The organism is Blattabacterium cuenoti (assembly GCF_014251695.1).
Classification (GTDB): domain Bacteria; phylum Bacteroidota; class Bacteroidia; order Flavobacteriales; family Blattabacteriaceae; genus Blattabacterium; species Blattabacterium cuenoti_T.
The window spans coordinates 1-19860 of sequence record NZ_CP059195.1 but is presented as its reverse complement, the minus strand read 5'-3'; the positions used below and the strand labels follow the sequence as shown (position 1 = coordinate 19860).

15 protein-coding genes and 1 other RNA gene are annotated in these 19860 nt (G+C 25.1%); 9 read left to right on the top strand and 7 right to left on the bottom strand.

Annotation, left to right across the window (positions count from 1 at the left end):
- Window positions 1–4 precede the first annotated feature (4 nt).
- From H0H62_RS00080 to folK, 3 genes are all read right to left on the bottom strand, one after another.
- Entirely contained in the window at window positions 5–388 is a 384-nt protein-coding gene (locus tag H0H62_RS00080) for a RidA family protein (protein ID WP_185860733.1), read from the bottom strand.
- Between the two features lie 6 nt (window positions 389–394).
- Window positions 395–2488, bottom strand: coding sequence for a putative LPS assembly protein LptD (locus tag H0H62_RS00075; protein WP_238784131.1), 2094 nt, complete (start codon window positions 2486–2488; stop codon window positions 395–397).
- 144 nt (window positions 2489–2632) lie between these two features.
- On the bottom strand, window positions 2633–3130 hold the full coding sequence (gene folK / locus H0H62_RS00070) for a 2-amino-4-hydroxy-6-hydroxymethyldihydropteridine diphosphokinase (RefSeq protein ID WP_185860732.1): 498 nt from the start codon (window positions 3128–3130) through the stop codon (window positions 2633–2635).
- Window positions 3131–3223: 93 nt separating this feature from the next.
- Between folK and H0H62_RS00065 the strand changes: the two genes are divergently transcribed.
- The 7 genes from H0H62_RS00065 to lnt all read left to right on the top strand — a co-directional run bounded on the left by H0H62_RS00065 (window position 3224) and on the right by lnt (window position 10900).
- The gene (locus H0H62_RS00065; protein WP_185860731.1) at window positions 3224–4264 is read left to right on the top strand and encodes a rod shape-determining protein; all 1041 of its coding nucleotides are present in this window, start codon (window positions 3224–3226) and stop codon (window positions 4262–4264) included.
- Between the two features lie 18 nt (window positions 4265–4282).
- Window positions 4283–5116 carry a rod shape-determining protein MreC gene (gene mreC, locus H0H62_RS00060; protein WP_185860730.1) on the top strand — a complete coding sequence of 278 codons (834 nt, stop codon included), beginning with the start codon at window positions 4283–4285 and terminating at the stop codon, window positions 5114–5116.
- Window positions 5117–5322: 206 nt separating this feature from the next.
- Window positions 5323–5631, top strand: a complete 309-nt coding sequence (locus H0H62_RS03070; RefSeq protein ID WP_238784130.1) for a hypothetical protein — start codon at window positions 5323–5325, stop codon at window positions 5629–5631.
- Window positions 5628–7532: a penicillin-binding protein 2 gene (gene mrdA, locus H0H62_RS00050; protein ID WP_185860728.1), complete on the top strand. Its 1905-nt coding sequence runs from the start codon at window positions 5628–5630 to the stop codon at window positions 7530–7532. Before H0H62_RS03070 ends, mrdA begins: the two co-directional genes overlap by 4 nt.
- Window positions 7516–8757 (top strand): rod shape-determining protein RodA, encoded by a 1242-nt coding sequence (gene rodA / locus H0H62_RS00045; protein WP_185860727.1) that lies wholly within the window; start codon window positions 7516–7518, stop codon window positions 8755–8757. The genes mrdA and rodA overlap by 17 nt, the downstream gene beginning before the upstream one ends.
- A gap of 45 nt (window positions 8758–8802) precedes the next feature.
- Window positions 8803–9212: a transfer-messenger RNA gene (ssrA, locus tag H0H62_RS00040) on the top strand.
- A gap of 83 nt (window positions 9213–9295) precedes the next feature.
- Window positions 9296–10900 (top strand): apolipoprotein N-acyltransferase, encoded by a 1605-nt coding sequence (gene lnt / locus H0H62_RS00035; RefSeq protein WP_238784128.1) that lies wholly within the window; start codon window positions 9296–9298, stop codon window positions 10898–10900.
- A gap of 6 nt (window positions 10901–10906) precedes the next feature.
- On the opposite strand, the gene H0H62_RS00030 is transcribed toward lnt, so the two are convergent.
- On the bottom strand, window positions 10907–12436 hold the full coding sequence (locus tag H0H62_RS00030; protein WP_185860726.1) for an NAD(P)H-hydrate dehydratase: 1530 nt from the start codon (window positions 12434–12436) through the stop codon (window positions 10907–10909).
- A gap of 101 nt (window positions 12437–12537) precedes the next feature.
- Between H0H62_RS00030 and H0H62_RS00025 the strand changes: the two genes are divergently transcribed.
- Complete coding sequence (locus tag H0H62_RS00025) at window positions 12538–13731, top strand: dihydrolipoamide acetyltransferase family protein (protein WP_185860725.1); 1194 nt, start codon at window positions 12538–12540, stop codon at window positions 13729–13731.
- A gap of 10 nt (window positions 13732–13741) precedes the next feature.
- Window positions 13742–14233, top strand: a complete 492-nt coding sequence (locus tag H0H62_RS00020; RefSeq protein ID WP_185860724.1) for an inorganic diphosphatase — start codon at window positions 13742–13744, stop codon at window positions 14231–14233.
- Here H0H62_RS00020 and aspS read toward each other — a convergent pair.
- Genes aspS through nusA form a run of 3 tightly spaced genes read right to left on the bottom strand, consistent with a single transcriptional unit; the run spans window position 14225 to window position 19860 of the window.
- Entirely contained in the window at window positions 14225–15931 is a 1707-nt protein-coding gene (gene aspS, locus H0H62_RS00015) for an aspartate--tRNA ligase (RefSeq protein WP_185860723.1), read from the bottom strand. The genes H0H62_RS00020 and aspS overlap by 9 nt on opposite strands.
- 17 nt (window positions 15932–15948) lie before the next feature.
- A complete protein-coding gene (gene infB / locus H0H62_RS00010; RefSeq protein ID WP_185860722.1) occupies window positions 15949–18573 on the bottom strand; it encodes a translation initiation factor IF-2 in 2625 nt (874 codons plus the stop codon).
- 33 nt (window positions 18574–18606) lie between these two features.
- Window positions 18607–19860, bottom strand: a complete 1254-nt coding sequence (nusA, locus tag H0H62_RS00005) for a transcription termination factor NusA (protein ID WP_185860721.1) — start codon at window positions 19858–19860, stop codon at window positions 18607–18609.

The following is a 19860-nucleotide window of genomic DNA, read 5'->3' as shown; positions in this document are numbered from 1 at the left end:
ATAATTAATTTTTATATGCTATTGAAGATATTTCAATATTGGCATTATTAGGTAGGGCAGAAACTTGTATAGTTTCTCTAGCTGGATAACTTCTATCATGAAAATACTCAGAATATACATTATTTATTTTGGTAAAAAAACTCATATCTGTTACAAAAATAGAAGTCTTTATAACATTTTGAAATCCCATTCCATTTTCAGAAAGAATAATTTTGATATTATCCATCACTTTTTTTGTTTCCATTTCTATATTATATGAAATAAATTTTTCTGGATTTTTATATCCAGCTATTTGTCCAGAAATAAATAAAAAATCTCCAACAAGAACGCATGTATTATATGGACCATAAGATGGGATTTTTTCTATTGAAATTTTTTTTGGGATCATGATTAATTAGTTTTTTTCATTATACTGTATGATATTCCTAAAATTAGGATCTTTTAATCCTATAAAAAAAGACCAGGAAGAATTTTTGACGAGAGTCCAATTAAAAGTCATTTCAAAACTTCTTAAATCTCTATAAAAAATGATATTAGCAAATATTATTTTATTTTTTAACAGATCATAATCTGTATGAAAATTAATTTTCCAATATTTTGTGATATTTATAGATCCATGAAAACTTAATAAAGTATTCAATAATTTTTTTTTATTAAAAAAATTTTCATAATTGGAATGAAAATCCATTTTTAAATTAAACGGAATTGAATATTTTGCATAATTATTTTGATCGAAAAAAAAATAATCGTAACGATTTTTTCCTTTTTTTATAAATTTATTTTTTCCATTTATAGGAAAAAAATTAGTATCATAATTAGAAGAAAAAGAAAAATCAAAATACATTTTTTTATTTTTCTTTTCTTTTTTTTCAAAGTCTATTCCTGCTTCATATTTTGCTTCAAAATTTTTTATTAAACCAATTTTCCCCATAATATGAAAATTTTCCCATTTTATAAAATTACGATCAATAATGAATGAGGTGTTTATTTCTTTTAGAAATTCTATTCTTTTATAGATATTAATTTTATTCCATGTATTTTTTATTATCCAATCATTATTTAAAATAAAATTTATTCTTTTTTCAAAATTATTTTTTACTTTATAAAAAGTAGGAGGAAAATATATCATATGAAAAGATATAATTGGTTTAACTTTATGTTTTAATAGAACAGTATTTTTAAAATTCCAAATTTTATAAAATGGAATAGATATTATATTTGTTGAAATATCCATTTTTTGAAAATTGGAAGTATAAAAATAAGGAAAATTCCATGTATAAAAATCCTTATACAAAATGTTAGATGAAACTCTTAAATAAGGATAAAAAAAAGAAAAATAAGCAGTCATGCTCATACTGTGATTAAATCCAGAATGGAAATACGTTATTTTATCAAAATTTATAGAATTTTTAAAATGTAATCTATTTTCAATATTTACCTGATTTAAATAAAATTTTTTCTTATCATTAAATAGTATATTTTTTGTGTGTAAAATTAATTCTGGAATTGTTAACTTAATTTGATTTTTATTTTGAATCATACAGATATCCATAAGCCATAAATAATTAGAAAATTCTTTTCTTATATTGATATAAGAAAAATTTTTATGATTCCGTAAAACATTATCATAATTAATATTTGCATTGAAATTGATTTCAGAATTTGATTTTATATCTGAATTATGTTTCCATTGAAATAGATAATTTTTTTGTTTATTTGATATTTTTTGATAATCAAAATTTATAAATCCATGATAAGTATATTTTAATTTATATTCTATTTTTGTTTGAATTTTCCATTTTTCAGTATTATATATGGAAGTATTGATTTTAAAATTTAATAAATCAGAAATAGGGAAAAAGAATCCTATATCTTCCATATATATTTTTTTGTTTTTAATTCCAAATTTTGGATATCTTAACCCATAAGATGCTTGGTTCCATTTGATAGGAATGTAAAAAAAAGGTAAAAAAATAGGCATTGGAACTCTATACCAATAAAAAAAAATTGGACCCGAAAAAATGTATTTTTTTGAAAAAGAATATTTTAAATAATCTGTTTTGAGATAAAAATCAGGAAATTTATCTTTATTTTTTAAAAAAAAAGGATCTGATATATATGTAATTTTTTTCATTACAATATTATCTTTTTTTTTAACAATATCATTGGCTATTAGAATATGGTTTTCTTCTTGTATAGAAAAGTTTTTTGCTTTTCCTATTTGATTATTTAAATTCAAGTGAATTTTACTGAAAAAAAATTGATGATTTCCCCTTTGTAAAAAAATAGATTTATCTTTTTTTTTTGACTGAGCATATAAATCTCCAGTTTTCCAATCCAATTCTATGTAATCTGCCTCAATTTTTGTATTATCATATTCTATAGTAGCTTGTCCTTTTAAATAGGATTTTCCTTCTTTTATATCATGTTCTTGTGTATTGGATTTATATTTTAAAATATTTTTCAAAAAAGAAAAGTCATTTTCCATTTTATGATGATTATTTGATGTAACATCATCATTTTCTTTTTTATCCTTTCCGTAAAAAATAGATACGGAAAAAATGAATAATATGATATAAACAGAAAGTTTAATTTTCTGAAATTTTATTATTAAGGAAAATTTTAAAATTCATTAAAAAATTTTTTTAACATGTAATTTATCCATACATAATCCTAATATTTCCAATATAGTTAAATCAAATATTGGATGATTTTTATTTGGTTCTATTTCACACATAGGTTCTAAAACAAATCTTCGTAAATGTAATAATGGATGTGGAATTGTCAAAATAAAACTATATATAATGATATGATCATAAAACAAAATATCTATATCTATTTCTCGGTCCTTATACTCCTCTTTACAAGAGTCTTTTCTTCTTCCTATGATGGATTCTATATTCAATATTTTTTTTAAAAGATCAATAGGAGAATCATTCGTTTTTATATATAAAACTCTATTATAAAAAGTAGAAGAATTTTTCATATTCCATGCTTCGCTTTCAAAATATGATGAAATTTTAATAATTCTACCTATTTTTTTAGATATTAAAATTAAAGATTTATCTAAATATTCTTTTTTATCTTCTTTGTTACTTCCTTGCAATAAGAATACATTATGTTCTTTCAAATCAAAATAGAAATTATTAATATATTCAATATACTTAAAAACTGTATTTATTTTTATTTAAATTAGGTAGATATTTTCATAAAAAAACTATTAATGGGATTAGTCATAGATTTTATGAAGAATCTTTTCACTCAAGAAATAGCTATAGATTTAGGAACAGCAAATACACTTATTATGCATAATAATAAAGTCATAGTTGATTTACCTTCAATCATAGCCATAGATATAAGAACAAAAAAAGTATTAGCTGTAGGTGAAGATGCAAAACAAATGCAAGGAAAAACGCATGAAAATATTAAAATATATAAACCATTGAAAGATGGAGTAATTGCAGATTATCAGGTAGCCGAACTTATGATAAAAGAATTTCTTAAAAAAGTTCCAGGTGTGAATAATAAATTTTTTACTCCATCATTAACAATGGTTATTTGCATTCCATCCGGAATAACGGAAGTAGAAAAAAGAGCTGTTAAGGATTCTGCTCAACATCTTAACGCTAAAGAAGTTTATTTGATTGAGGAACCTATGGCCGCTGCTATTGGTTCAGGTATTTCTGTTACAAAAGCAGAAGGAAATATGATTATTGATATAGGAGGTGGAACTACAGAATGCGGAGTGATAGCTTTAGGCGGAATAGTATGTCAAAAATCTATAAAAATAGCTGGAGATGTTTTTACTAATGATATAGCTTACTTTCTTCGTACTAAATATAATTTGTATATTGGAGAAAGAACTGCAGAAAAAATAAAAATAGATATAGGGGCAGCTATGGAATCCATAGAAACTCCTCCAGAAGATATTCATATACAAGGAAGAGACCTCCCTACAGGAAAACCTAAAGAAATGAATCTTTCTTACAAAGAAACAATTCCTGCTTTAGATAAATCAATTTTACGAATTGAGGATGCCGTTATGGAAACCCTTTCTAGAACTCCTCCAGAACTAGCGGCAGACATTTATAAAACAGGAATATATATGGCGGGGGGGGGTTCTCTTTTAAGAGGATTAGATCAAAGAATATCTAATAAAACGGGGCTTTCTGTTTCTTTAGTGGAAGATCCTTTGAGAGCTGTAGTAAAAGGGACAGGAGTTGCTTTAAAAAATATTGATAAATTTACATTTTTAATGAAATAGGGTTTATAGATTAATTTTATGCGTGAATTTTTTAACTTTTTTTTGAAATGGCGTTTTTTTATCTTCTTTTTTTTATTAGAATTTTCGGCTATTTTTCTTTCTTTTTCAAATTCAAAATTTCATCAAAATATTTACGCTGGTTCTTCTAATTTTATAATTGGAAAAATTTATGAAACCATCTATAAATTACGTAATTATTTTTTATTAGAAATTGAAAATCAAAAACTTTTAAATGAAAATAAAAAATTACATAATGCTCAAATATATTCTAAAATAAGAAAAATATCTAAAGATCTTAAAAAAGAAGATATTAATTATCTACAACAATATATTTTTACTCCAGTGCAAATTATAAATAACAGTATTCATGAACAGGAAAATTATATAACTATTAACAAAGGAAATATAGATGGGATAAAACCAGATATGGGAATTATATTATCTAATGGAATTGCAGGGATTATTATAAAAACTTCTCCACATTTTAGTATAGCAATTTCTCTTTTAAACCAAAAAATTAAAGTGAATGCCAGATTAAAAAAAAATAAATATTTTGGAACTCTTAGTTGGGATGGATCGGATCATGAATATGTAGTTTTATATGATATACCCAGACATTCCACTATACATAAAGGAGATATTGTAGAAACAGATGGAAAATCTGCAACTTTTCCTGAAGGTATTTTCATTGGGAGGGTCCATTCTTATAAATTTGATGAAGAACATGCTAATTATATTATAAAAGTGAAACTCATGGCTAATTTTTCGACTATAGAAAATGCTTATGTTGTAAAAAATTTATTTAAAAAAGAATGGAATGATGTTCAACTTTATAAAGTTGAAAAAAAATAATGAATGTTATCAAAAATTTGATTTTTTCTGTATTTTATATTTTTTTTCTTTGTTTAATTCAAATATCAATATTCAATCCTTTATTTTTATTCTTAGCATGTAATTCTTATATATATATTCTTTTTATATTAATATATCCATACAATGAAAATAAATTCATATTTTTATTTTTATCATTTTTAATAGGGTGGATTATTGATCATTGCATGAATTCTGGAGGAATTCATGCCTTTTCTTCTACTTTATCTGCTTTTTTAAGATTGAAATTTTTACAGTTTTTTGATGGAAAAAATTTTATAAATAGAAATGATTTTTCTATTTATGAATTATCTTTTATTAGAAAAATGTTATACATATTTTCTTTGGTTGTTATCCATCATTTTTCTTTGTTAATATTAGAAGTGTTAAAGGGGATTATTTTAAACAAAATTGTTTTATTTAGAACAATATTTAGCAGTATTTTTACAACTATTTTATGTATTATATATTTTTTTTTCAGAAAAATTAAACATTGAAAAAACTATATAAATTTTACATGTTATTGAGTTTTGTAGGTATAATTTTGATAATTCGGCTGTTTTATATACAAATATATACGGAAAAGTATATTCTAAATGCATTTAATACTTCTATAAAACAAGAAATTATCATTCCTGAAAGAGGATCAATTTTTGATAGAAATGATAATTTATTAGTTTTTAACAAATCTATTTACGAATTAATAGTTATTCCTATTCTTATAGATGAACATTTTAATATTATAGAATTTTGTAATCTTGTAGGTATTGAAAAAAATACTTTTTATAAAAATTTAGAAAAAGCAAAAGCTTATTCTAAATATTTACCGTCTGTTTTTTTACCTTTTATTTCAAAGGAAAAATTTGCGGCTATACAAGAAAAACTTTATAAATATAAAGGATTTGATTGGACAAAGCGTTCTCTTAGAGATTATAAAGTAGAGAGTTCAGCTAATGTTTTAGGATATCTAGGAGAAGTGAATCAAAAGGATCTTAAAAAAGAGTCTAATTATTATCAAATAGGAGATTTTATTGGTTGGGCTGGGGTGGAAAAATCTTATGAAAAAATTTTGAGAGGAAAAAAAGGAATAAAATATTGGTTAAGAGATAGAAAAGGATGTATTATAGGAAGTTATAATAATAGAAAAAACAATACTAAAGCAGTAAGTGGAAATGATATTTCTTTAACTATAGATTGGAATTTACAAAATTATGTAGAACAACTTATGTTTCAAAAAAAAGGAGGAATAGTGGCTATAAATCCTAAAAATGGAGAGATTTTATCCTTAGTATCTAGTCCTATAAATAATCCTAATTTATTTGTAGGCATCAATCGTACTAAAGAATTTAAAAAATTAATAAAAGATACAATAGATAATCCTTTGTTTGATAGAACAACACAAGCTCGTTATCCTCCAGCTTCTCCATTTAAATTACTAACTGAGTTAGCGGGTCTACAAATGGGAGTAGTAGATACTAATACTACTTTTATATGTTATAAAGGATTTAAATATGGAAGAAAAAGGATTCATTGTCATTCTGGAATTCATGGATTTCCTATAGGGATAGAAACAGCTGTTGCTGTTTCTTGTAATAATTATTTTGCACAAGTTTATAAACGTGTGATAGAAAAATACCCTAAAAATTTGACAAAAGGAGTAAATGAATGGTGTGACATTATCAAAAGTTTTGGTTTTGGGAATTACTTATATAACGATTTAGCTACTGGAGAAAAAGGTATCATTCCTACTGGAGATTATTATAATAAAAAATATGGAATAACTAAATGGAATGCTATTACGATTATTTCTAATAGTATTGGTCAAGGGGAAATCAATGTTACTCCTATACAATTAGCGAACATGGTTTGTGCTATAGCAAATAGAGGTTTTTTTTATACTCCGCATATAGTGAAAAAAATTAATCATAAACCTATATCCAATTCTAATTATACTGTAGCTAAATATACTAAAGTTAAAAGTAAATATTTTAATTTCATTATTAATGGAATGGAAAAGGTTTTCATTATTGGAACTGGAAAGAGTTTTAAGTCCCCTGACATTAGAATGGCTGGAAAAACAGGAACTGCTCAGAATTTTATAAAAGTGAATCATAAAATAGTTTCTTTACCTGATCATTCTATTTTTATATTATTTGCTCCAGTAGAGGATCCTAAAATTGCTATTTCTGTTGTAATAGAAAATGGAGGGTTTGGATCTCATTGGGCGGGTCCTATTGCTAGTCTTATTGCAGAAAAATATATTAAAAATAATGTGAATAGAAAAAATCTTGAAAAAAAAATAATGACTTCAGGATTGAAACAAGTATATCATTCAATAGCAAAAATGAAAAAGTTAAATAATTCTTACACAAATCATTCTATTGATAAAAAGAAATAAAATATTGTTTAGAAACATAGATTGGTGGGTAGTTATCATTTATATTATTATGATTTTTTTTGGATATATGAATTTATATTCTGTTTCCCCCGAAAAAGCGGAAAAACAATTAATATGGATATTATTAAGTTTTACTTTCATATTTATTATTTTTCTATTTAAACCTATTCATTATAAACATATAACCCTATTTTTCTTTTTGTTAACGTTATTTCTTTTAATTGGAGTATTCTTTTTTGGAAAAAATATAAATGGAGCAAAATCTTGGTATGTTTTTGGTCCTATTAGTTTTCAACCATCTGAGTTGTCTAAAATATCAACATCTTTGATGATAGCTCATATTATGAGTCAAGAGGATATCGAAAAAAATAATAAAACATTATTATATATATTTATTATATTAGTACTCCCTACTTTTCTAATATTTTTACAACCTGATCCTGGCTCATCTATAATTTTTTCTTCTTTTCTTCTGACTTTATATAGAGAAGGATTATCTATTTCTTTTATACTTTATTTTTTATTTTACATTTTTTTGTTTGTACTTTCGTTAAGTTTATCTCCTTGGATTATAGTTTTATTTTTATTTTTTAGTTTTATTTTTTTATTTTTTTTGAAAAGAAACATATCACTTATAGATTTATTTTTTTATATATTTTTATTTATTAGTTTTTCAGTTTTTTCTATTTTTTCTCCATTTTTTTTTCAAAAATTCTTTAAACAACATCATAAAGATAGAATCAATATTTTATTTCAAAATGAATTTGATAGAAAATATAGAGATAATGTAGGATATAATTTATTATATTCTAAAACAGCTATTGGTTCTGGAAAATTTTTTGGAAAAGGATATAAAAAAGGAACTATTACAAAAGGAAAATTTGTTCCTGAACAACATACTGATTATATTTTTTGTACAGTAGGAGAAGAATGGGGTTTTATAGGAAGTGTAATTCTAATTATATTTTATTTATTATTTATTAGTCGTATTTATTTTTTATCTGAAAGACAAAAGGATATTTTTGGTAGAATTTTTGGATATTCAGTTGGAAATATTTTTTTTATTCATATTATTATTAATTTAGGAATGGTTATGGGCCTTTTTCCAACTATAGGAATTGTTTTACCTTTTTTTAGTTATGGAGGATCATCTCTTTGGTCTTTTACTGTTTTATTATTTATCTTTATAAGAATAGATGTATCAGATCAAATTAGTTTAATTTAAAATAGAATGTTGTATACAAATAATTGGAAAAATTTATTTAGATAAGGGGCTGATTTAGGATTTGACAGCAAGATAAGTAATAATAGAAAGCATATCGTGTCACGTAAGGTATTACACGAGAATCAAGCGTTACAAAATGTATAAATGGCGAAAAAGAATACGCTTTTGCTGCTTAATGTTCAACAACACATTATAGTCTTAGTCTGCAAAAAATGCAGTAGCAAAATATCTCTCGGAAATTCCTCCTTATAATTTCTGATATAGAGATACTAAAAAGGATTAAGGATAAGAAAATAGATGATTCTTAAATTTTCTGAAAATTATATTTTGAATCTTAAGTTTTTATTTGAGATCCAAAACTTGGATAAAAATGTAAAAAATTTTTTTGGATAAATATGTAGAAATCTTTTATGCTACTTGTTTGGACGCGGGTTCGAATCCCGCCAGCTCCACTTATTTTATAGTTTAGTTAGTTAAAATTTTACACAAAATAAAAAAAATTCAATTTTTTATATTCAGTGTATTATCTGGTCTTTTTTTGGGATTAGGATGGCCTACTGATGGATCTCCAATATATTTATTTATCGCTTTTGTTCCTTTGTTATATATAGAGAACTATTTGAATCATTCTTTATTTTATATTTTATTATTTTCTTTTATTACTTTTTTAACATGGAATGCTATTTCTACATGGTGGTTATCTTATGCAAAAAGAACTAATGGAACTTTTGCTGTAGAAGCTTATTTATTCCCTGTATTATTTAATGCTATTTTTATGTCAATTGTTTTTTCTTTTTCTTCATGGATTAAGAAACATGTTAAAAATAAAAGAATAGGATATGTATTTCTTGTTTGTTTGTGGATTTCATTTGAAAAAATGCATTTAGAATGGGAATTATCTTGGCCATGGCTAAATTTAGGAAATGGGTTTGCTAATCGTACGGAATGGATTCAATGGTATGAATATACGGGAATTTTAGGAGGATCTATATGGATATGGATAGTTAATATTGGATTAACAGAATCCATTATTCAGTATAAAAATGATAAAAATATCTTATTCTTATATAAAAGAGTATTTATAAATATAGGAATAATTTTTTTCATGATTTTGATTTCATTTCTTATATATATAAGATGTAAAGGAAATCAATATGGCCGTACTGTAAATGTGTTAATTTTGCAACCTAACATAGATCCATATAATCAGAAATATTCTATTTCAAAAAATGAATTAGTTTCAAAATTAAAAAGATTAATAGATCAAAAAATATCTTATAAAGAATCCATGATTATCATAGCCCCTGAAACTATGTTTCCAGGAAAAATACAAATAAAAAATATAAATAAAAATAAAATTATCTTTGCATTCAAAGATTACTTGAAAAAAAAATCTCCGAACACAGTATTTATAACAGGAGTAGAATTACTCACTTTATATCATAAAAATAAAAGTAAAACTTCCGTTCCTATTTTTTCAAAAAAAACGAAAAATATGCAATGGATAGATATTTTTAATTCAGTAATTCAAATAGGGACTAGTGAAAATATTGAATTTCATCATAAATCTAAATTAGTCCCAGCAGTAGAGACTTTTCCTTATAGAAAAATTTTTTTACCTATATTAGGAAATATATTACTTAATTTTGGAGGGACTGTAATGGAACTTGGAAAGGAAAATTCCCCTTCTATTTTTAAACATCCTTATTTAGGAATAAAAATAGCCCCTATTATTTGTTATGAATCTGTTTTTGGAGAATATGTTTCTAATTTTTTTAGAAAAAATAATGTGGAATTAATGGTTATTATTACTAACGATGGATGGTGGGGTTTATCACAAGGGCATAAACAACATATGTATTATGCTCGTATTAGAGCGATTGAAAATCGGAGATATGTTGCTAGATCTGCAAATACAGGAATTTCTTGTTTTATTGATGAAAAAGGAGAAATCATTTCATCTATTCCTTATGGAAAAGAAGGTGTTTTATCTGGTAAAATATATCTCAATAAAAAGAAAACTTTTTATATTAAATATGGAGATTTTATTTCTAAAATTTGTTTATTAACAACAGTTATAATTTTATTATATGCCATAACATGTCATATTATTAATTATTATCATAATAACAAATTTAAATGAATAAACTCAAATTTTTATTTGTAGATAAGCTTCCCCTATATGATTAATAATGTCATTAGCAATCACAGCTTCTTCGCTAAATTTTTTTGAAGCTATATCTCCTGCTAATCCGTGTAAATAAACCCCTATAACACATGCTTCTTTTGGAGAATATCCTTGAGATAAAAAACTCATGATCATTCCAGTAAGTATATCTCCACTTCCAGCTGTTGCCATCCCTGTATTTCCTGTACTATTAAAATATAGATTTCCACTAGGGGTAGAAATAATAGAATGTGCTCCTTTTAATACAATAAAAATTTTATATTTTGTAGACATTTTTTTCAAAATATGTAATTTTTCATAATCGTTTTTCCATGATTGACATAATCTTTTAAATTCTTTTGGATGTGGAGTGATAATGGTGTTTTCCGGAAGAAGATCCAATAATTGTAATTTATCTGATAATATGTTGATAGCGTCTGCATCAATTACCATCGGTATTTTTTTATTTTTTAATAAAAAAGATTCTAGGGCATACACAGTTTTAGGATGAGTTCCCATTCCCATTCCTATTCCTATTGCATTTATATTTTCATTGGAAATGACAATATTACTGATCCAGTATTTTTTAATGTCTGTATTTACAATAGCTTCTGGAATAAGATTTTGGATAATTTTATATCCACAATAAGGAACATATACACTTAATTTTCCTATTCCCGCACGAAAACTAGCAATTGCGGAAAGTACAATAGATCCGATCATACCAAAACTCCCCCCTATAATTATACCATGGCCATAATTTCCTTTATGTGAAAATTTTTTTCTTATTTTTTTTTTATATATAGTATGAATAGATACATGATCTATATAAAAATTTTTAGTTTGTATTTTACGAAGAAAATCATTTTTCCACCCAATGTTTATCAAATACCACTTCCCAACATAATCTGCGTAATTTGGTAATAAAAAAGATAATTTTGGAACTTGAAAAGTTAAAGTATAAGTAGCTTTGATTATTCCTTCAAAATTTTCATGTTTTTTTTCTATAAAAAGGCCGGATGGAATATCTATGGATATAACTTCTTTAAATTTTTTTTCGTTTATATAGTGAAAAAAAGATTTCCAATATAGATTAATTGTACGATTGAATCCTATTCCGAAAATAGCATCAATAAGATAACTTTCCTGATTAAAAAAAGGAAATTCTTCTCCTTCATCAATTGTTTTAAAATTTATTTTATGATTTAATATTTTATTTTTGTTAGTTAAAAATTCATTTGAACAATGACTAGAAATATTGATTCCATATACAGAAACTGTAGCTCCATATAAATGTAACATATAAGATAAAGAGAGTCCATCTCCTCCATTATTTCCACTTCCTACTAATACTATAAATGGAATTTTTTTTATTTGGAAATATTTATTATGAATAATCCAATTAAAACAACCTTTAGCCGCTCTTTCCATTAATTGGATGGAAGAAATTGATTCGGAATCAATACAATATTGATCTGCATTTCTGATTTGATTTAAAGAAAGAATTTTCATTTTTTAAAATGAATTTATTATTTTTGATTTTATAAATTTTCCAATTTTGATCATATTGTGAAATCTGATTGGTATCTGCAAATATAAAACGATTCATCTAGATGGCCGAATATAATTTACCCCTTCCATCCATGGGTGAAAGTATAGCTGAGGCTACTATCATTCGTTGGTTAAAAGAAGAGGGAGAGTCTGTAAAAAAAGAAGATCTTTTGGTAGAGATAGCTACAGATAAAGTAGATTCTGAAATTTCTTCCCCTGTAAATGGTATATTAAAAAAGAAACTATTCGCTCCTAATGAAGTTGCTCAAGTAGGAAGTTTTATTGCTATTTTAGAAATAGAAGAAAAATTTTCTTTAGAGGATATTCCAATAGAAAGAAGTAAAAAACGTTTTTATTCTCCTCTTGTACGTACTATTGCTCAAAAAGAAGGGATCAATTTTTATGAATTAGAGACAATAGAAGGAACTGGAGAAAAAGGACGTGTTACTAAAAAAGATATATTGAAATATATCCATATTAAAAATAATACAATTTGTATTCCTAAAGACAATAGTGTTAAGATTAAAAATATAAATATTAATAGTAAAAATGAAGAAATAATTGAGATGGATAGAATGCGTAAGATTACAGCAGAACATATGGTGAATAGCAAAAATATTTCCGTACATGTTACTTCTTTTGTTGAAGCAGATGTGACTAATATAGTGAAATGGAGAAAAAAAATGAAAGATTCTTTTCAAAAAAAGACAGGAGAAAAATTAACCTTAATGTCCGTTTTTGTGGAATGTGTGGTAAAAGCTATAAAAGATCTTCCTATGATAAATATTTCTGTAAATGGAACAAACATAATAAAAAAAAGAAATATCCATATAGGACTAGCTACAGCTTTACCAAATGGTAATTTAATTGTTCCTGTGATTAAGAATGCAGATTCTTATAATTTAGTAGGATTAATAAAAATTATTAATGATTTAATAAAAAGAGCTAAATCTAATCAATTAAAACCTGAAGAAATTAAAGGAGGAACTTATACAATTAGTAATATTGGTAGTTTTGGAAATCTGTTTGGAACACCAATTATACATCAACCGCAAGTAGCTATTATGGCGATAGGTTTAATTCAAAAAAAATTGTCTATAATAGAAACACCAAAAGGAGATTTAATAGGAATAAGACATAAAATTTATTTATCTCATTCTTATGATCACCGTGTAATAGATGGGATTTTAGGTGGATGTTTTGCTAAAAAAGTAGCTTTATATTTAGAAAAATTTAATTGTTGTACAAAAATATAATATAAAAATTATGAAAATCAGTTTTGATGCACTCATTGAAATTCCTAAAGGAAGCAGAAATAAATATGAATTTGATAAAAAAAAGAATCTAATTCGATTAGATCGAGTATTATATTCTCCTATGAGTTATCCAACAGATTATGGTTTTATTCCAAAGACTCTTTCTATGGATGGGGACCCATTAGATGTGTTAGTTTTTTTAACAGAACCCACAATCCCTGGTTGTTTAATAAAAGTAAAACCTATAGGAATATTTTTCATGATTGATGAAAAAGGAGAAGATGAAAAAATTATTTGTGTTCCTATTGCGGATCCTAATTATAATATTATAAATAGTATTGACGAGATAGCTTTACATACAAAAAAAGAGATAGAACATTTTTTTTTGGTATATAAAGATTTAGAAAATAAAAAAGTAAAAATAGGAAATTGGAAGGATCGAAAAGAAGCTATATCTGTATATAAACAATCTTGTTTACGATATAAAAATTATTTAACGTAAATGTAATTCTTTCAATTTTTCTTTTTCTAAAATAGATGGAGCATTTATCATTATATCTTTTCCGTAATTATTTTTTGGAAAAGCAATGAAATTTTTTATATTTTTGTTTCCTTCTAAAAGATTCACTAATCTATCTAATCCAAAAGCTATTCCTCCATGAGGTGGAACCCCATATTCAAAAGCTTTGATAAAAAAACCGAATCTAGATTCTATTTCCTTTCTAGAAAATCCTAAATGTCTAAAAATTATATTTTGTATATTTTTATTGTGAATCCGTATAGATCCACTCCCAATTTCTATTCCATTTATAATTAAATCATAAGATTTAGAACGAATTTTTTTTGGATATCTTTCCAATAAATGAACATCTTCTTCTTTTGGACTAGTAAATGGATGATGCACTGCTTTATATCTTTTAGATTCTTCTTCCCATTCTAAAAGAGGTAAATCTTTAATCCACAAAGGTTTAAAAATTTTAGAATTTTTTAATTTAAGAAAGTCTGCTATTTTTAATCGTATTTTTCCAAGTTCTTCTCTAGTTTTTATTTTTTTTCCATAAGAAAAAAATAATAGATCCCCAGGTAAAGCCTCAAAATATTTTACAAAAATATTTATAATTTTTTCGTTTAAAAAATTTTGATTGGAAGAAAGTAAAGTTCGATCATATAAATATTTTATCCAAAAAAAATTTCCATTTTCTATTTTTTTCAAAAAACAATTCATTTTATCATGATAATTATGATATTTTATAATTTTAATTCCTATTACTAATTCTTGTGTTTTTAAAAAATTAATATTTTTATTTTTTACTAAATCATTCAATTCAACAAAAGACATATCAAAACGAATATCAGGAGAATCCGTCCCATACATTTTTACAGCATTAGAATAAGAAATACAAGGAAAAGAATCTAATTGAACATTTTTCATTTTTATGAATATATGTTTTATAAAATGTTCAAAAAATGCTAATATATCATGTTCTTTCACAAAAGACATTTCACAATCTATTTGTGTGAATTCTATTTGTCTATCAGAACGAGAGTCTTCATCTCTAAAACATTTTACAATTTGAAAATATTTATCTATTCCTCCTATCATCAACAATTGTTTGAATAATTGTGGAGATTGAGCTAATGCATAGAATTTATCAGTGTGTATTCTAGAAGGAACAACAAAACTTCTAGCACCTTCTGGGGTGTAATTTATTAAAATAGGAGTTTCAATTTCCAAAAATCCATTTTCAGAAAGAAAATTACGTATTTCTAAAACTAAATTATGACGAGTTATTAAATTATTTTTAATAAAATCTCTTCTAATATCAAGATATCGATAAATCATTCTAATTTCTTCATTTCCATCTGTTTCATTTTCTATAGTAAAAGGAGGAGATAGAGATGAATTTAATAAGTCTATATGAGATACTAAAATTTCGATTTCACCTGTAGGAATATTGTTGTTTTTAGACAATCTTTCTACTACCTTCCCTTTTACTCTAATTATAAATTCTTTACCTAAAAAAAAATTTTTTGTGACTAATTCTTTAGAAAGAATGAGTTGCGTAATTCCGAAATAATCTCTAATATCTATGAAAAATAAAGATCCTAAATTTCTTATTTTTTTAACCCATCCAGATAGTACTACCTTTTTTTCCACATCTTTTTTCCTCAATTCTCCACAATTATGTGTTCTGTACATGTACATACATTATTTTATTAATTTTTTTTGTATTCAGATTGTTCTTCATAAACTTCTATAAGATCTCCAGCTCTTAGATTATGATAATTTTTGATTCCTAATCCACATTCATATCCTTTTGAAACTTCTTTAACATCTTCTTTAAAACGTTTAATAGAAGTAAATTCTCCGTTATGAATAACAATTCCTTCTCTTATCAATCTTACTTTTGCTTGACGTAATAATTTTCCTTCTATTACCATGCATCCAGCTATAGTTCCTATTTTTGGGATTTTAAATATTTCTCTAATTTCAGCATTTCCTAATATTTTTTCTCTAATATCGGGAGATAACATACCATCCATTGCTTCTTGAATATCATTGGTCACATCGTATATAATCGAATAAGTTCGTATTTCTATATTTTCTTTTTTTGCTATATTTTTAGATCCAATGTTAGGACGAACATTAAATCCTATAATAACAGCATCGGAAGCACTTGCTAATAAAACATCAGATTCTGTAATTTGACCAACTCCTTTATAAACAATATTGACCATAATAGTATTCGTAGATAATTTTTGAAGAGCATCAGCAATAGCTTCTACTGATCCATCTACATCTCCTTTAATAATAATTTTTAATTCTTTAAAATCACCTAATGCTATACGTCTACCTATTTCATCCAATGTTAGATGTTTTTGAGCTCGTATATTTTGTTCTCTTTGTAATTGTTCTCTTCTAGAAGCAAGTAGTTTAGCTTCTTTATCATCCTGAAAAACCTTAAATTTATCTCCCGCAGTAGGAGCTCCATTCAATCCTAATATAGTAATAGGTTTAGATGGACCTGATGATAAAACAGATTTTCCTCTTTCATCTAAAATACTTTTTACTTTTCCATGATGACTTCCTGCCAAAACATAATCTCCAACTTTTAATGTTCCTCCTTGTAGGAGCAAGGTAGTAATGTATCCTCTTCCTTTATCTAAAGAAGCTTCTATAACTGTTCCTATAGCAGGTTTATTTGGGTTCGCTTTTAAATTTAATGATTGAGCGACTAAAAGAACTTTTTCTAATAGTTTATCTATTCCAGTCCCTAATTTTGCTGATATTTCTTGAGTAGGATATTTTCCACCCCATTCTTTCACCAAAAAATTTAAATTTCCTAATTGTTCCCTAATTTTATCTGAATTCGCATTAGATTTATCCATTTTATTGAAAACAAAAAGAATAGGAACACCAGCCGCTTGAGCATGACTAATTGCTTCTTTAGTTTGTGGCATTACCTGATCATCAGCAGCTATAACTATGATTGCTATATCTGTTATTTGTGCTCCTCTAGCACGCATCGCAGTGAAAGCTTCATGACCTGGAGTATCTAAAAAAGTAATACTTTGATTATTGGAACATTCCACACTATAAGCTGCTATATGTTGTGTGATTCCACCAGCTTCACCTGCAATAACATTTGTATTTCTAATATGATCCAATAAAGATGTTTTTCCATGATCTACATGTCCCATAACAGTAATAATAGGAGGTCTAGGTTTTAAATCTTCCTCTAAATCTTTATTATCTTGAATAGCCTCTTCTAAGTCTAATCCAACAAATTTTACATTAAATCCAAATTCATCTGAAACTAAAGTTAATATTTCTGCATCTAATCTTTGATTCATCGTAACCATAATTCCTAAAGACATGCAAGATACAATCACATCAGTAGCATTTACTTTCATCATAGATGCTAATTCATTTACTGTAGTAAATTCAGCTAGTTTAAGAATTTTTTCTTCTTTTTTATTTTCAATTTCATTTTGCAAAAATTTTTTTTCTTTTTTGGATTGACGTTTTTCTTTTCTAATTCTTGAGGCTTTTGACTTTATTCCTTTGGAAGATAATTTTTCCAAAGTTTCTTTAATTTGTTTTTTTATTTGTTCATCAGTAATTACTGTTTTTGTGACATTTTTTTTACTTTTGAACTTATCTATTTTTTTCTCATTATAATGAGAATGTTTATTAAAGTTAAAGGCTGATTTTCTTTCTTTATTTTGTTTTTTTACTGTAGGAACATTAGGAACATTTTTCATTTCTTCAATGAAAATTTCTTTTTTAATTCTTTTTCGTTTTTTTTTAATTTCTGATTTCGTTCTTTTTTTTTCAAATTGAGATAAATCTATTCTATCTCCTGTTAACATAACTCCATCTAATTTTTGATAAATAGTATCAATATGTTCAGGTTTATTATTAGTTTTAATAACTATTTTTCTATCTTTATGTTGATGTAAATTATTTTTTTTTTCTTCTTTAGTACCATATTTTTTATCTAATGTATCAATATCTATTGCCCCTATTTTCTTAAATTCAATTAATTTTTCTGATTTAGCACGTATAACTTGATAATTGTGAATATATTTTGATTTTAATAATTCTTTTTTTATCTTTTCTTTTTCCATTTTTTTTTGCAAAAAAACTTTTTCAGATGCATCTCGTATTTCCTTATAAGTTTGAAATTCTTGAACAAGAAATTTATATACTTGTTCTTCTATTTTTGCATTAGGATTATTTTCTATTTCAATTCCTTTTTTTTGTAAAAAATTAATTACTCTCTGTAAGGAAATATTAAATTTTGTTAATACTGTTTTTAATCTGATTTTATCAGTCATATAAAAATATAAAATGTATTAAGAATAAAAATATTATGTATTTATATTTAATTCTTCTTCAAATTCTTTTCTCAATATAGTGAATACTTTATTTATAGTTTCTTCTTCAAGATTAGTGCGTCTTATTAAATCATTTTTTCTATAATTTAAAACGGATTTTGCAGTATTTAAACCCATTTTATGAAGTTTTTCCAAAACTTCTGATTCTATTTCATCAGAAAATTCTGTTAATTCTACATCATCTTCATAAGGAAAATCTCTGAAAATATGGATTTTGTATCCTGTTAATTGACTAGCTAATTTTATATTTTGTCCTCCTTTTCCAATTGCTTTCGATATTTCTTCAACTTTAACATATACATTTACATATTTATGCTCTTCATTAACTTCCATCATGGAAATTTTAGCAGGACTTAAAGATCGTGTTATATATAATTGTGTGTTCGAAGTATAATTAATGACATCTATATTTTCATTCTTTAATTCTCTAACAATAGGATGAATTCTAGAACCTTTCATTCCCACACAGGCTCCAACTGGATCTATACGATCATCATAAGATTCTACAGCTACTTTAGCTTTTTCTCCTGGAATACGTACTACTTTTTTTACTATAATTAACCCATCCGAAACCTCTGGTATTTCAGATTTAAAAAGTTCTTCTAAAAAAGATTCGTCTTTTCTACTAAGAATAGCAAAAGGTTTGTTGTCTTTCCAATCTACCCGTTTAACTAAAGCTCTAACTGGATCTCCTTTTCTAAAAAAATCACTTGGAATTTGCTCTTGTTTCGGTAAAACCATCTCATTTTGTTCATCATCTCGCATTATTACCTGTTTTGGCAAAATATGATATACTTCTACATTAATAATTTCTCCTATTTTATTTTTGAATTTTTTATAAGTATTTGTATTATCATATTCGTTTATTTTAGATAGTAAATTTTGTCTAAGAGATAAAATAGCTCTTCGTCCTAAAGATTGTAATTCCACTTTTTCTGTAACCTCTTCTCCTATTTCAAAATCGGGTTCTATTTTTCTAGCTATAGATAGTTCTATTTCCATATTTATATTTTTAACTTCCCCATTTTGTACTACTATACGATTTCTCCATATTTCTAAATCACCTTGATCTGGATTAACAATAATATCGTAATTTTTTGATGATTCATATTTTTTTCTTAAAACACACCGTATAGATTCTTCTAAAATAGCCATTAAACTCACTCTATCTATATTTTTTTCATATTTAAAATCTGAAAAAGAACCTATTAAAGCTTCATTATCCAT